The following is a 14,335-nucleotide window of genomic DNA, read 5'->3' on the forward strand; positions in this document are numbered from 1 at the left end:
GTCACTGTCTCCTGGTGCGGTTGGTCGAACGGTAGGGGGAATGGGACGGCGAGCGCGGTGGACTGTCACCGCGGGCCGTGCGGTCGGGACCGTCGGGACGACGGGCACGGTCCGGCCGGCGGGTGACCGGCTCCCCGTACCGGCGGGCCCGGGGCCGGGCCTGGGCGCGCTGCTCGCCACCGGCGGTGTACGGACGGGGTTCCGGCAGCAGCATGATCCGGTCCAGCCACGGCCGGCCCTCGTGCTGCATCGACGAGATGGCGGCCGGCTCGTGCCGGGCACAGTTCATCAGCAGCCCCAGCGACGCCAGGGTGATGATCGCCGAGGTACCGCCCGACGAGATCAGCGGCAGCTGCACACCGGTGACCGGCAGCAGCCCGATGACGTAGCCCATGTTGAACATCGCCTGGAAGACGATACCGACGGTGAGCGTGGCCGCCATGAGGCGCAGGAAGGGGTCCGTCTGCCGGACCGCGGTCCGGATCCCGAACCAGCCGAGGAACGCGAACAGCACGATCACCAGTCCGGCGCCGATCCAGCCGAGTTCCTCGCCGATGATCGCGAAGACGAAGTCGTTGGTGGCCTCCGGCAGATAGGACCACTTCGCCCGGGACTGGCCGAGGCCCTCCCCGGTGAGCCCGCCGGAGGCGAGTGACAGGATGCCCTGCTTGGCCTGGTAGGCGTCGCCCTGGGAGTTGGCCTCACTGAAGCTCAGGGTCACGGCGTCCACCCAGGTGCTGAACCGCGCCCCACGGAAACTGTGCGTCAGGGTGAAGACGGCACCGATGACGGCACCGACCACGGCGCCGCCGACCAGGACCCGGGAGGACGCCCCGCCGAAGTACAGCATCGCGAAGACCACCAGGCCGACCGACAGCATCATGCCGAGGTCGTTCTGGCCGAGGACGAGAGCGAGGATGAACACCGCGACGCACAGGAACGGCCCCATCCCGCGGAAGAAGGTCCGCTCCCGCCGCGCATGGACGGCCACCGAGGCCGAGCCCCAGACGGCGAGCGCCATCTTGCCGATCTCGGAGGGCTGGATGCCCACCGAACCGAGCCGGATCCACGACTTCGACCCGACCTCCGTGCCGCCGGTGCCGAACGGGGTGAGCACGAGCAGCAGGAGCGCGATCGCCAGGCCGAGCAGCCACGGCGAGTAGTCACGGATCTTCGTCGGACGCATCCGCAGCGCGATCCACATGGCGAACAGCCCGATGACCACCAGGACGGCCTGCTTGACGAAGGAGCTGAACACGCTGCCGCCGCCCTCGACCGAGGTCACCATCGACGACGACAGGGCCATCACCAGGCCGATCACCACCAGGGCGGCGGTGACGGTCATCAGCACCCGGTAGTCGAGCTGGGGCGTGTCGAGGAACCGCCGGGCCTTGCCCTGCAGGCCGACCCAGGGGGACGCCTCGGCACCCCGGGCGGGCCGTCCGGTCCGGCTGTCCGTGCGGTTGCTCACGTCGGCTACCTCTCTCCCCGTGGTTCGGTCTGCGGTTGGGTCCCTGATCCGGTCGCGAAGCGGGCGAAAAGGTCTCCACGCTGGGACATTCCAGCGTACATGTCGAGCGAGGCGGCGGCGGGAGCCAGCACGACCGTGTCGCCGGGGCCGGCGGCGCCGCGGGCGGCCTCGACCACCTCGCGCATCGCCACGGTCGGATCCGTCTCGTCGATGACCGTGACCGGCAGGTCCGGGGCCGCGGCGGCGAGTGCGTCGGCCAGGATCCCCCGGTCGACGCCCAGCAGGACCGCGGCGCGCAACGTCGGCGCCACCTCCGCGACCAGATCGGCCACGGCGGCGCCCTTCAGCTGTCCGCCGGCGACCCAGACCACGTGACCGAGGCCGCGCAGTGCGGCGGACGCCGCATGCGGGTTGGTCGCCTTCGAGTTGTCGATCCAGGTCACCCCGTCGACGTCGGCGACGACCTGTCCCCGGTGCGCGGCGACGTGGAAGGACGCCAGTCCCCGTCCGACGGCACCGGCGGCCACGCCGGCGGCGCGGGCCAGTGCGGCGGCCGCGGTCGCGTCGGCGACACCGGCGGGTCCGGCCGGGGACAGCCCGGTGGCCGCCGCGAGGTCGGTGAGGTCGCCGGAGGTCGTGTCGAGTTCGACGATCCGTCCGTCGCGGACGCCGGTCACGGTGGTCAGCCCCGGCACGGCCGCACCGGCCGCACCGGCCGCACCGGCCGCACCGGCAGGGTCGCCGAGGGTGAAGCCACGCCGCTCCCCGGTGACGACGCCCTCGCGGGCCGCCTGGGCGAGCACCGCCGGGTCGTCGAGCGCCAGTACGGCGACCGTCCCGGTCAGTGCCCGCGCCTTGTCCGCGGCATAGTTCGCGAAGGATCCGTGCCAGTCGAGGTGGTCGTCGGCCAGGTTGAGTACGCAGCCGGCGTCCGGGGCAAAGTCCGGGGCCCAGTGCAGCTGGAAACTCGAGACCTCCGCGGCGAGCACGTCGGTGTGCGGTTCGCTGAGCAGTGCCTCGCCGGGCGGCGTCCCGATGTTCCCGACTGCCTCGGCGGCCCGTCCGTCGGCCACGAGGATGCTGTGGAGCATGCCCGTCGCCGTGGTCTTGCCGTTGGTCCCGGTGACCGCGAGCCAGGTCCGCGGCGCGCCGAACAGGCCCGCCCGGTCGGCGAGCCACGCGGCCTCGATGTCGCCGATGACCGGCACCCCGGCCTGTGCGGCCGCGACGAGCAGTGCCGAGTCAGGCCGCCAGCCCGGCGAGGTCACGACGATGTCGGTCTCCCCGAGCATCCCGGTCGCGGTGGCCACATCGACCGGCCGGCAGCCGGTCTCCGTGGCCAGCGCCCCGCGTGCGGTGGCGTTGTCGTCGGCGACGGTGACGGTCGACGGCAGCCCGGCGAGCATCCGTGCCACACCGCGGCCGGCCACGCCGGCCCCGGCGATCAGGACCCTGCCGTGGTCGAGGTGGTCGACGAGCGTGCGGTCAGCTGCGTGTGTCGTGTCCATGTGTTCCCGGTCCTCCTAGAATGACGCCGAGCCGAGCCAGTCACTGTAGAACAGTGCCACCCCCGCCATCGCGAAGATCGCGGAGAGCAGCCAGAACCGGATGACGACCGTCGTCTCCGCCCAGCCGCCGGCCTCGAAGTGGTGGTGGAAGGGGGCCATGCGGAACACCCGGCGTCCGGTGGTCTTGAAGAACAGCACCTGGATGACCACGCTGGCGGCCTCCATGACGAACAGGAAGCCGACGAGGACCATGAGCAGCTCGGTGCGCGAGGCGACGGAGAGGCCGGCGACGAGGCCACCGAGGGCCAGGGAGCCGGTGTCGCCCATGAAGATCTTCGCCGGGGCGGCGTTCCACCACAGGAATCCGAGGCAGCCGCCGAGGCCCGCCGCGGCGAGCATCGCCAGGTCCAGCGGGTCGCGCACCGCGTAGCAGGACGCGGTCGGGTCCGAGCCGCAGGAGTTGCGGAACTGCCAGAACGTCAGCACGACGTAGGACGCCAGCACGATGCCGGTCACCCCGGCGGCCAGGCCGTCGAGACCGTCCGTGAGGTTCACCGCGTTCGACCAGGCGGAGATCACCAGGTAGATGAAGATGAGGAAGATGACGGTCCCGATGACCACCCCGCCGATCCTGAGGTCGAAGGAGTCGATGTCACGGAGGAACGACAGCTTCGACGAGGCCGGGGTGAGGCCCTGGTCGTCGGGGAACTTCAGCACGAGGATGCCGAAGACGACGGCGGTGACGAGCTGGCCGGCGAGCTTCGCCTTGGCGTTCAGCCCGAGGTTCCGGCCCATGACCAGCTTGATGTAGTCGTCGGCGAAACCGAGTCCGCCGAGGGCGAGGGTCAGTCCGAGGACGATCCACCCGGAGGCGCCGGGTCCGGTGCCGTCGGAGGTCACCAGCCCGACGACGACGGCGGCGAGGTAGCCCACGACGAGGGCGAGGAGGATCGCCAGGCCACCCATGGTCGGGGTGCCGCGCTTACGCAGGTGCGACTTCGGGCCCTCTTCGCGGATCTCCTGGCCGAGTCCCTCCGCGGAGAACCGTTTGATGAGGTACGGGGTGAAAAAGATCGCGACGAGGAACGACACGACCCCGGCGGTGATGATCTGCAGCATTGTCTACTTAGTCTCCTTGTCGTGGAGGCCGTCGGCGACCCGCCACAGACCGTCAGAATAGGACGCCTTGACCAGCACGACGTCCCCGGGGTGCAGAACCGTGGCGAGATGTGCGACCGCCGCGTCAGTGTCCGCGGCACGGTACACCGTCACGCCTTCCGCCCGGGCGGCGTCGGCCAGGGCGTCGAGCTCGGCACCCTCGCCGACGACGACCGCCTCGCCCACCCCGCGGGTGGACAGGTAGTGCCCCAGTGCGGTGTGCTCGGCGACCGTCCCCTCCCCCAGTTCGGCCATCCGGCCGAGGACCGCCACGGCCTCCGCGCCGGTGCGTCCGGTGGCGGTGTAGGCCAGCGCGTCCACCCCGGCCCGCATCGAGTCGGGGTTGGCGTTGTAGGAGTCGTTGATGACCGTCACCCCGTCGGCCCGGGTGCGGACGTCCATCCTGTTCGCGGACGCCGCGACATGCCCGTCGAGGGCTGCGGCGATCTGTGCCGCGTCGAGACCGCACTCCATACCGACAGCGGCGGCGGCCAGGGCGTTGCCGACATTGTGGATGCCGAAGACGCCCAGGTGGATCTCCACCGGCTCCCCGGCGGGGTGGTGCAGCCGGAACGAGGGCCGGGCGACATCGTCGAGCCGGATGTCGGTGGCCACGTACTCGATGCCCCGGTCCAGGGCGTCCGCCGCCGAGGAGAACCGGACGATCCGGGCGGTGGTCCGCCCGGCCATCGTCATGACCAGGTCGTCGTCGGCGTTGAGCACGGCGATACCGCCGTCGGCCGCCGCGGGCAGTGCCTCGACCAGTTCACCCTTCGCCTGCGCGATCGCCTCCCGCGAGCCGAACTCGCCGAGGTGGGCGGTACCCACGTTGAGTTCCACCCCGATCCGGGGCGGCGCGATCCGCGCGAGATGGGCGATGTGGCCCTGTCCGCGGGCGGACATCTCCGCGACCAGGAAGCGGGTGGTCCGTCCCGCCTTCAGGGCGGTGTACGGGTGCCCGATCTCGTTGTTGAAGCTGCCGGGCGGGGCGACGGTCTCGCCGGCGCGGTTGAGCACCGCGCCGATGAGGTCCTTTGTCGAGGTCTTGCCGGCCGATCCGGTCACTCCGACGACGGTGAGTCCGTCCTCGGCGGTGAGCACGTCGGTGTTGTACCGGGCGAGTCGGCCGAGTGCGGTGAGCACCCGTTCGCCGTCGCCGTCCGGGTCGTGTTCGAGGTAGGAGGCGTTGCGCTGTTCGCCCGGCGTGGATTCCACCGGCGGGCAGAGCAGGGCCGGGACACCGACCCGGTGGCCGACGAGAGCCAGGGCCGCACCGTCGGCGAGGGCGCCGGGGACGAAGTCGTGACCGTCGACGCGGGCGCCCGGCAGCGCCAGGTAGACCCCGCCGGGGACGATCCGGCGGGAGTCGAATTCCACGGGCCCGGTGACCGGTGTCGCGGGATCCGCCCCGTCGACGAGGGTCCCGCCGGTGACCTCGGCGATCTGTGCCGCCGTCATCTCGATCATGCTTCCGTCTCCTGTCGGTCGCTCTCGGCCCTGTTGTCGCCGGTGCCGCCGGTGTCGCCGGTGTCGCCGGTGTCGCCGGTGTCGTCTATGGCGGCGGCGAGTTCCGCCACGTCGTCGAAGTCGACCACCGTGTCGCCGATGATCTGGCCCTTCTCATGTCCCTTGCCCGCGACGACGAGGATGTCGCCGCGTCGCGCCCAGGCGACGAGGTCACGGATCGCGGTACGGCGGTCCCCCACCTCCCGCACCTCGGCGGAACCGGCGGCCGATTCCGCGCCGGCGAGGACGGCGGCGCGGATCTGGGCGGGATCTTCGTCCCTGGGGTTGTCGTCGGTGACGATGACGAGATCGGCGAGTGCGGCGGCCTGCTTCCCCATGAGCGGCCGCTTCTCGTGGTCCCGGTTTCCGCCGGCACCGAGGACGATACCGATACGGCCGCCGTGGCCGGACCGGTCACGCTGGCCGACCAGGGTGTGCAGGACGGCCGCGACCGCGCCCGGCTTGTGGGCGTAGTCGACCAGGGCCAGGTAGTCGGGACGCACCCCGCTTCCCGTGACCGACTGCATGCGTCCGGGGACGCGGACATCGCCGAGCTGTGCCGCGTACCGGTCCGCGGCGGCGGCCACGTCGGTGGTGGCGGTCACCCGGCCGGCCGCCGTCAGGGTGGCGAGGGCGAGCACCGCGTTGGCCACGTTGAAGTCGCCCGGCAGTGACAGGGCGAACGTCGTCGAGGTGCCGTCGTGGTCGACCGTCACCTGCTGGGTGCCGTCGACGTCGACGGTCACCTCGCGGACCTGCCAGGTCGCCGGGGCGCCGTCGGTGTCCGGGTCGCTCGCGACCGTCGTCACTGTCCGGCCGGCGGCGGTCAGCTCGTCGGCGAGGCGGCGTCCCCAGGAATCGTCGACGCAGACGACCGGGACCGCCGGCGACCGGCCCGGGTCCTGCGCCTCAGTGAACAGCTGTGCCTTCGCCTGGAAGTAGTCCTCCATCGTCGGGTGGAAGTCGAGGTGGTCCTGGGAGAGGTTCGTGAAGCCGGCGACGTCGACGTCCACGCCGCGGACCCGGCCGAGTACCAGTGCGTGGGAGGAGATCTCCATGACCACCCGGGTCACCCCCTCGTCCCGCATCCGGGCGAACAGGGCCTGCAGGGTGGGTGCCTCCGGAGTGGTCAGGGAGGTCGGTACCGGGGTCCCGTTGATCCGGGTCCCGGTGGTGCCGATCAGCCCCACCCCACCGACGGCCGGATCCGCCGCACTCTCGGCGAGCAGCGCGTGTTCCATCATGTAGGTGGTCGTCGTCTTCCCGCTGGTGCCGGTGACCCCGATGACCGTCATCCCGCGGGTCGGGTGGCCGTGGATCTCCGCGGCGACCGGTCCCAGCCACCGACGGCAGTCGTCGACGACCAGGACGGTCCCCGGGTACCCGGCGTCCGTGAGGATACGCAGGCCCGCCTCGTCGGTGAGCACGCTGGAGCCCGCCGACTGCCCGGCGAATTCCGCGCCGTGGTGGCGGGTGCCGGGGACGGCCATGAACATGCCGCCCGCCGGGACGTCCGCGGCGCCGATCGCCGCGGAACCGACCACTGTCGCCCCCTCCGGTGTCCCTCCCGACGGCTTCTCGAGCCGTCCGCCGGTCAGGTCCGCAAGGCGCGCCAGAGTGGCGCCTGCCGAGGTTGTCACTGTGCCTCCAGAGTCATTCGGGGTGCCGCCTCCGGTGACAGCGGCACGTTGTAGTGGTCGAGCAGCCACGACATGACGTCGTGGAACAGGGGTGCGGCGGACTGGCCACCGGTGCCGTCCGTGCTGCGCTCCGGATTGTCGAGCATGATGCCGACGACGTACCGGGGGTCATCGGCCGGGGCCATGCCCGCATAGGTTATCCAGTACGCCGAGTTCGAGTAGGCACCGGTGTCCGGGTCGATCTGCTGGGCGGTGCCCGTCTTACCGGAGGTCTGGTAGCCCTCGATCGCGGCGGCGGGTGCCGTGCCCTGCTGGACGCCGGTCGGATCATCCTGGTTGATTCCGCGGAACATGTCCACCACCGTCCGGGCGGTCTGCGGGGAGACCACCTCGGTGGTGGCCGGCTCCGGCTGCGGGATGTCCGTCCCGTCCGCGGTCGTCACCTTGTCGATCAGGGTCGGCTGCACCCGGACGCCGCTGTTGGCCATGGCCTGGTAGATGCCCGTCATCTGGACGAGGTTCATCGACATGCCCTGCCCGATGGGCAGGTTCGCGAACGTCCCGCCCGACCACTGGTTGAGGTCGGGGACGTAGCCGGAGGTCTCCCCCGGCAGGCCGAGGTCGAGCGACTGCCCGATACCGAACTTCTTCAGGTACTTGTCGTAGCTGTCCTGACCGACCCGGTCGGCCAGCATGAGCGTCCCGACGTTCGAGGACTTCGAGAACACGCCGGTGGTCGTGTACGGCACGGTGCCGTGTTCCCACGCATCCTTCACCGTCACACCGGACATCTCGATCTGGCCGGGGACCTGCAGCACCTCGTCCGGGGTCGTCTTCCCTTCCTGGATCGCCGCGGCGGCGGTCATCACCTTCGCCACGGAGCCGGGCTCGTAGGCGGCCTCCACTGTCCGGTTGCCGAACTCCTTGCCCTGGTCCAGCTGCTTGTCCAGGTCACCCTGGGGGTTGATGGTGTCCGAGGTCGCCATCGCGCGGATCTTTCCGGTCTTCGCGTCCATCACCACGACCGAGGCGGAATCCGCCCCGGATTTCTCCTTGGCCTGCTGGGTGGCCTGCTGGACGTACGTCTGGGCGTCGACATCCAGGGTCAGGTGGTAGGTGTCGCCGTTGACCGACGGATGCTCGTCCCGGGTCGACCCCGGCACCACGTTGCCCGACCCGCCGATGTCCACGGTCCGGGAGCCGTCGATGCCCTGCAGTTTCGCGTCCTGCGACAGCTCCAGGCCGAACTGGCCCTCGTTGTCCCGGCTGATCTTGCCGATGACGTTGGCCGCCACCGCCCCGTTGGGGTACTGCCGGACGTCCTGCCGCTCCGCGGTGATCTCCGGGAACTTCTTGGCGACCGCCTCCGCCTTGTCGGGGTCGACGTCACGGACGAGGACCTCGTAGGTCGAGTCGGAGGTGAGCTTGCGCCGCAGGTCCTCCGGGTTGATCTGTGCACCGTCACCGAGCATGCCCGGCACCTCACGGATGATCTGTTCGAGGCGTTCGGTCGGTTCCGCGACATCGTCGGGATCCAGCTCGTGACGCTCCTCCATCCAGGGCAGCAGGTTCTTCGGGTGGACCGACAGTGCCCGCGCATCCATCGTGTAGGCGAGCTCCCGGCCGTCGTCGTCGACGATCGCGCCCCGTTTCGCCGGGTCCGCCAGCACCGCGGTGCGCTGCTGGGACGCCTCCGCCGACAGGGACGGACCCTCGATGACCTGGAGCTGCACGAGCCGGGCGACGAGGACCACCGTGCAGACGATGACCACGACGATCACCGCCGAGCCGCGCCAGCTGAACCGGCCGGCCGAGGGGTCGACCTGGAGCCAGCTGTTCATCGACCGGTCGGGCTCCGACGTCCGCTGGGAGGGACGCGTGGGGCGGTACCGGTCCCGGTCCGAAGGCACAGTGCGGCTCCCTTCTGGAGGTGGACGGGGTACGGGTTCCTATTGTGGACGCCGACGGCACCCGGAGGCCTGATTGCCCGGGGCGTGTCGGATCAGTCACGGATCAGTCACGGATCAGTGACAGGCCGGTGACAGGTGAGTGACAGGTCAGTACGGCAGCTGCCCGTTTCCTGCCGGGGCCGCCTGGGCCGCCGGGGCCGCCGGCGCTGCGGGAGAAGCCGGAGCAGCAGCGTCCGGCTGGGGCGCGGCCGGAGCGGCATCGGTCGGGGCGGAGGGCACCAGGCCCGGGACCTGTCCGGTCCGTCGCGGGTCACTGGTCGGACCACTGCGGGTGACATCACCGTTGACGTCGGTGACGTCCCTGTTCTTGTCGGCGTCCGGGGCACGCTTTTCGTCGACGCGGTTGCCGTCGGCGTCGAGGACGCCGGTCTGCCCCGGCACGACCATCCCCAGCCGGGCGGCCTCGGCCGCGAGGTGCTGGGTCGACCCCGCCTCCTTGACGTCCCGGTTGAGGGTCTCGATCTGGTCCGACAGGGTGTCGCTGGTCCCCTCCGCCTCGGCGAGCTGGAAGGACTGCTCGGTCGTCTTGCCCGACAGGTACATCGTCACCGCCACGCCGACAGCCACCACGACACAGATCAGTGCGAAAGTCTTGAGCAGCATCCGGTTTCCGCGTCCGGCGGTCGCCACCCGGCGGCCTCGGACGGTGGTCACCTGGAGAGATCCGGGACGGCGCAGTGCGCTGCGGTGGACCCGGCCCGCCCGGCCCGCCCGGTCGACACCCTCGCGCGTCGCACCGGTTCCGGTGCGGGGACGCCTCGTCCCGGTCGTCGTCCGCCGGTCGGTGACGCTGCCGGTCGTCGTCGTAGCCGTCGTCATGGGGCAACCTCTCTGTCGGTATCAGTCTCGGTCGGTGTCGGTCAGGGTCGGTCAGGGTCGGTCAGGGTCGGTGGTCAGTTGTCGAGGATGCGGCGGACCGCGCGGACCCGGACCGGTGCCGCCCGGGGGTTCCGGGCGATCTCTTCATCGTCGGCGGTCTCCGCGCCCCGGGTGATGAGCTCGAAGTGGGCCGCAGTCCCCGGGAGATCCACGGGGAGCCCGGGTGGGGTGCGGTTCGCCGTCAGTCCGGCGAGCGCCTTCTTGACGATGCGGTCCTCCAGAGACTGGTAGGACATGAACACCGCCACCCCGCCGCGCCGCAGCCGGTCGGCCGCCGCGGGGACGGCCGCGGCGAGCGAATCCAGTTCGCCGTTCACCTCGACCCGCAGGGCCTGGAACGTCCGCTTCGCCGGATGCCCGCCGGTGCGGCGGGTGGCCGCCGGGATGGTCCGGTAGAGCAGGTCGACGAGACGGCCGGACCCGGTGAACGGTTCCTTCTCCCGTTCCCGCAGGACAGCAGAGGCGATCTTGCCGGCGAACCGCTCATCGCCGTAGGTCTTCAGGATCCGGGCCAGATCACCGTGCGAATAGGTGTTGAGGATGTCCGCCGCCGTCAGGGGCGCCGACGGGTCCATCCGCATGTCGAGCGGCGCATCCTGGGCGTAGGCGAAGCCGCGGTCCGGCTGGTCGAGCTGCATGGAGGACACCCCGAGGTCGAACAGGAACCCCGAGATCCCCGCGGTGGGGGTGTCCGACGGGATCCGTCCCTGTTCCGCCAGATCGTCGAGCGCCTCGCCGAGATCATCGAACCGGGTCCGGTAGGCGACGAACCGGTCCCCGAAACGGGCCAGGCGGTCCTCCGCCTGGGCGATGGCGTTGGGGTCGCGGTCCAGACCGACCACCACGGCGTCCGGGAACGTCTCGAGAAAAACCTCGGTGTGGCCGCCCGCACCGAGCGTGGCGTCCACGATGACCGGTGTCCTCGGTGCGTCGGCGGCCGTGACGCCGACCCCCACCAGCTCGACCATACGGTCGCGCATCACCGGGACGTGTCCGAACTCGCCGGAGACCCGGTGCGGGCGGGCGTCTCGCCCGGGGTTGTCGGTCATGGTCCGGTCCTTTCACTGTCGTCGGTGGCTGGCTGGGAGCTGTCTGGATGGATGGCGGGGTGGCTGTGCGGGGTGTGTCCGGCCGAGTGGTGGAGGGACTGTGCACGGGGCCTCACCTGCACGGGTCCGTTTGACATCGGGGAAGTACATCAAACAGGTCGTCCGCGCAGATGAGGGCCGGCGCACGGTCCCCGTCCCGCAGAAGGTCGCACGTGTCACAACAGGTCGGCGATGTCCTCGGAATCTCCCTCGGCGAAGTCGTCCTCGTACTCCTCCTGGTACCGGGACCACGCCTCGGCGTCCCAGATCTCCATGAAGTCGACGGATCCGATGACCACACACTCCCGCTCCAGCCCCGCGTAGCTGCGGTGCGCGGGAGAGAGTGTGATCCGCCCCTGCTTGTCGAGTTCCTGCTCGTCGGCGCTGGCCGCCAGCCGTCGGACATACGCCCTGGCCTTCGGGTTGGAGCGGGAGACTTTGGCCGCATTCCGTGCCCTGACCTGGAACTCCGCCCGCGGATGGACGGCGAGACTGTGGTCCTGGCCGTTCACGACGACCAGACCGTCCGCCAGCTCCTCCCGGAACTTCGCGGGCAGGGTGAGGCGACCCTTGTCATCGAGCTTCGGGGTGAAGGTACCGAAGAACATGTCGACGGCTCCTTCCTCCCGCTGCTCCTGCCGTGTCGTGTCTCTCTGTGGAATTGTCCCGGAACCACCACTCGCGCTCCGTTGCGCCCCACCATACCCCACTTTCCCCCACTCATCCCAGCGATATTTCCGCCCGGACGCCGACCGACACTGTCGAAGGCACAACAATATCCCGATAACCAGCAACTATGACAGAACCATGTGAGTGGGGAAACGTGGGACACCCGGTGCGTCGCCCGATTCTTCCGCCGCCCGGCCCGGCAAGCGGCACCGGGCAGAATCTCCGTCGCCGCAGGTCACCGCACCCCTCCCCGACCACCGCGCCCGACCGCTCCGCACGACACCCGTCATTCCAGCCCTGCCGGGAACGGAGTGGAGGAAAGTGGGAGATCCGCGGCCGCGGCCCGGGCACACCCGTCATCGCCCGCCGCGGATCGGCCTGATCTGCTGTGACGCGCATCACCGCGGTCACAGCCACCCACATTCTGAAGATCCGCGCAGAGAACCGCTGCAGGACCACTCAGGTTCGGATACAGTGCCTTACGTTGACTGGCCGGACAGCCCGTGTCCGGCCCGGGAGAAGGAGGTGCCGCGGAACCACCACGCGCACGATTCCGGCGGACACGCAGGTCCGCATACGACGACACAGAGAGTGAGCTCTCGTGAACACTGACACACCTTCACAACCCGCACATCCGACATCCGGGGCGGGGAAGAACGGACCACCGGCCGGGGACGGAAACCCCCGGCTCACCATCGGCCACGTCAATGTGGTCTCACCGAAGAGAATCCGGCCCGCGATCAAGGGGACAGCGGTCGGAAACTTCATGGAATGGTACGACTTCGGTATCTACGGCTACCTGACGGTCACCATGACCTCCGTCTTCACCGACGGACTTCCCGAACAGTGGCAGCTGCTGGCCGTCATGTTCGGTTTCGCGGTCAGCTACCTCGTCCGCCCGATCGGCGGCATGGTGCTCGGACCACTGGGGGACAAGATCGGCCGACAGAAGATCCTCTACGTCACGATGGCGATGATGGCCCTGTCGACCGCCCTGATCGGCCTGCTGCCCACGGCGGCAGCCGTCGGCGGCTGGGCACTGGTCCTGCTGTACCTGCTCAAGCTCATCCAGGGCTTCTCCACCGGCGGCGAATACGCCGGTGCGACAACCTACATCGCCGAATTCTCCTCCGACAAGCGTCGCGGCTTCTTCGGCTCCTTCCTCGACATGGGCTCCTACATCGGCTTCGCCGCCGGTGCCACGGTGGTCGCCGTGACCACCTGGATCCTCGAGGCCGCCGTCGGGCCGGACGCCATGGCCGACTTCGGCTGGCGCATCCCGTTCCTCACGGCCATCCCGCTGGGGATCATCGCCGTCTACCTGCGGACCCGGATCCCGGAGACCCCCGCGTTCGAGGACAACATCGACAACGAGACCGAGCAGACCGTCAAGGACCCGGACGACCCCTACGCGCGACTCTCGCTGCTCGGCGTCATCCGGCACCACTGGCGTGCCCTGCTCATCGGCTTCGCCATCGTCGCCGCGACGAACACCGCCGGCTACGCGTTGACCAGCTACATGCCGGTCTACCTCGAGGAACAGATCGGAATGCACTCGGCCTCCGCGGCCGCGGTGACCGCCCCGATCCTCGTCGTGATGTCGCTCCTGCTGCCGCTGGTCGGTGGCTGGAGCGACCGGGTGGGACGCAAGCCCGTCTACATCGCCGCGGTCGTCTCGACCCTGGTCCTGCTGGTCCCGGCGTTCCTCATCATGAACACCGGCTCGCTCCCGGCGGTCATCATCGCCCTCGCGATGGTCGCCGTGCCGACCGGGCTCTACGTGGCACTGTCGGCCTCCGCACTGCCGGCCCTGTTCCCGACCGCGTCGCGGTACAGCGGGATGGGTCTGTCCTACAATTTCGCGGTCTCGATCTTCGGTGGCACCACGCCGCTGGTCACCCAGTTCCTGCTGCAGCAGACCAACCTGAACATCGTTCCGGCGCTGTACATCATGGTGTTCGCGGTCATCGCCGGCGTCGCGCTGCTGTTCATGACGGAATCCTCCCGTCGTCCGCTGCCGGGATCCTTCCCGACGGTCGAGTCCGACGAGGAGGCCGAAGCACTGATCCGGCGCCATGAGGAAGACCCCTTCTTCGACACGGTCGGTATGCCGTTCACCGAGGAGGAGAAGAAGGAGGCCCTCGCCACCGCACGGTGACGGGGAATCCTGCCGCACCGACGGCGACCCTCCCCTGCCAAGGTGGGCCCCGGTCGCTCCGGGTCAGTCATCCGGAACCGTTGTTCCGGGTCTGACCGGACAGCCCGGGCCCACCTTTTTCCGGTTCCGCCGGAGCCCCGCCGGACTCGGCCTCCGGACTCGGCCTCCGGGTGTGCGTCGGCAGGGTGGATTTTCCCTGCCGGGCCACCCTGCCGACGCACACCCGGCACCGGTTGACCCGGTTCCGCCGTTTCCGGGGGACTGGAACATCCGAATCGGGTCAGCTCG

10 protein-coding genes are annotated in these 14,335 nt (G+C 70.1%); 1 reads left to right on the top strand and 9 read right to left on the bottom strand.

The annotated features are described in order from the left end of the window. Position 1: 1 nt before the first annotated feature. The 9 genes from FSW06_RS04035 to mraZ all read right to left on the bottom strand — a co-directional run bounded on the left by FSW06_RS04035 (position 2) and on the right by mraZ (position 11,828). The gene (locus FSW06_RS04035) at positions 2 to 1,471 is read right to left on the bottom strand and encodes a peptidoglycan glycosyltransferase FtsW (RefSeq protein ID WP_010122243.1); all 1,470 of its coding nucleotides are present in this window, start codon (positions 1,469 to 1,471) and stop codon (positions 2 to 4) included. A 5-nt stretch (positions 1,472 to 1,476) separates the two neighbouring features. Beyond that, entirely contained in the window at positions 1,477 to 2,979 is a 1,503-nt protein-coding gene (murD, locus tag FSW06_RS04040; RefSeq protein WP_010122245.1) for a UDP-N-acetylmuramoyl-L-alanine--D-glutamate ligase, read from the bottom strand. Between the two features lie 15 nt (positions 2,980 to 2,994). Next, positions 2,995 to 4,098 (bottom strand): phospho-N-acetylmuramoyl-pentapeptide-transferase, encoded by a 1,104-nt coding sequence (mraY, locus tag FSW06_RS04045; RefSeq protein ID WP_010122247.1) that lies wholly within the window; start codon positions 4,096 to 4,098, stop codon positions 2,995 to 2,997. 3 nt (positions 4,099 to 4,101) lie between these two features. Beyond that, positions 4,102 to 5,604: a UDP-N-acetylmuramoyl-tripeptide--D-alanyl-D-alanine ligase gene (locus FSW06_RS04050; protein ID WP_010122249.1), complete on the bottom strand. Its 1,503-nt coding sequence runs from the start codon at positions 5,602 to 5,604 to the stop codon at positions 4,102 to 4,104. Then, entirely contained in the window at positions 5,601 to 7,283 is a 1,683-nt protein-coding gene (locus tag FSW06_RS04055) for a UDP-N-acetylmuramoyl-L-alanyl-D-glutamate--2,6-diaminopimelate ligase (RefSeq protein ID WP_083827118.1), read from the bottom strand. The genes FSW06_RS04050 and FSW06_RS04055 overlap by 4 nt, the downstream gene beginning before the upstream one ends. Then, positions 7,280 to 9,124, bottom strand: a complete 1,845-nt coding sequence (locus FSW06_RS04060; protein WP_010122251.1) for a peptidoglycan D,D-transpeptidase FtsI family protein — start codon at positions 9,122 to 9,124, stop codon at positions 7,280 to 7,282. The genes FSW06_RS04055 and FSW06_RS04060 overlap by 4 nt, the downstream gene beginning before the upstream one ends. Positions 9,125 to 9,340: 216 nt before the next feature. After that, complete coding sequence (gene ftsL / locus FSW06_RS04065; protein WP_010122253.1) at positions 9,341 to 10,072, bottom strand: cell division protein FtsL; 732 nt, start codon at positions 10,070 to 10,072, stop codon at positions 9,341 to 9,343. Positions 10,073 to 10,146: 74 nt separating this feature from the next. Then, positions 10,147 to 11,181 (bottom strand): 16S rRNA (cytosine(1402)-N(4))-methyltransferase RsmH, encoded by a 1,035-nt coding sequence (gene rsmH, locus FSW06_RS04070; protein ID WP_010122255.1) that lies wholly within the window; start codon positions 11,179 to 11,181, stop codon positions 10,147 to 10,149. Positions 11,182 to 11,396: 215 nt separating this feature from the next. Continuing rightward, complete coding sequence (mraZ, locus tag FSW06_RS04075) at positions 11,397 to 11,828, bottom strand: division/cell wall cluster transcriptional repressor MraZ (RefSeq protein ID WP_010122257.1); 432 nt, start codon at positions 11,826 to 11,828, stop codon at positions 11,397 to 11,399. Positions 11,829 to 12,655: 827 nt separating this feature from the next. Here mraZ and FSW06_RS04080 point away from each other — a divergent pair. Continuing rightward, positions 12,656 to 14,047, top strand: a complete 1,392-nt coding sequence (locus FSW06_RS04080) for an MFS transporter (RefSeq protein ID WP_010122259.1) — start codon at positions 12,656 to 12,658, stop codon at positions 14,045 to 14,047. The last annotated feature ends 288 nt before the right edge of the window (positions 14,048 to 14,335 follow it).

This window comes from Corynebacterium nuruki S6-4 (genome assembly GCF_007970465.1).
In the GTDB taxonomy this organism is placed as follows: Bacteria; Actinomycetota; Actinomycetes; order Mycobacteriales; family Mycobacteriaceae; genus Corynebacterium; species Corynebacterium nuruki.

Bases quoted from the DNA above. Each gene is read 5' to 3' on its own strand.
- ftsL (WP_010122253.1), bottom strand. From the start codon at position 10,072: ATGACGACGGCTACGACGACGACCGGCAGCGTCACCGACCGGCGGACG.
- rsmH (WP_010122255.1), bottom strand. From the start codon at position 11,181: ATGACCGACAACCCCGGGCGAGACGCCCGCCCGCACCGGGTCTCCGGC.
- FSW06_RS04050 (WP_010122249.1), bottom strand. From the start codon at position 5,604: ATGATCGAGATGACGGCGGCACAGATCGCCGAGGTCACCGGCGGGACC.
- murD (WP_010122245.1), bottom strand. From the start codon at position 2,979: ATGGACACGACACACGCAGCTGACCGCACGCTCGTCGACCACCTCGAC.
- FSW06_RS04080 (WP_010122259.1), top strand. From the start codon at position 12,656: ATGGAATGGTACGACTTCGGTATCTACGGCTACCTGACGGTCACCATG.
- mraZ (WP_010122257.1), bottom strand. From the start codon at position 11,828: ATGTTCTTCGGTACCTTCACCCCGAAGCTCGATGACAAGGGTCGCCTC.
- FSW06_RS04060 (WP_010122251.1), bottom strand. From the start codon at position 9,124: ATGAACAGCTGGCTCCAGGTCGACCCCTCGGCCGGCCGGTTCAGCTGG.
- mraY (WP_010122247.1), bottom strand. From the start codon at position 4,098: ATGCTGCAGATCATCACCGCCGGGGTCGTGTCGTTCCTCGTCGCGATC.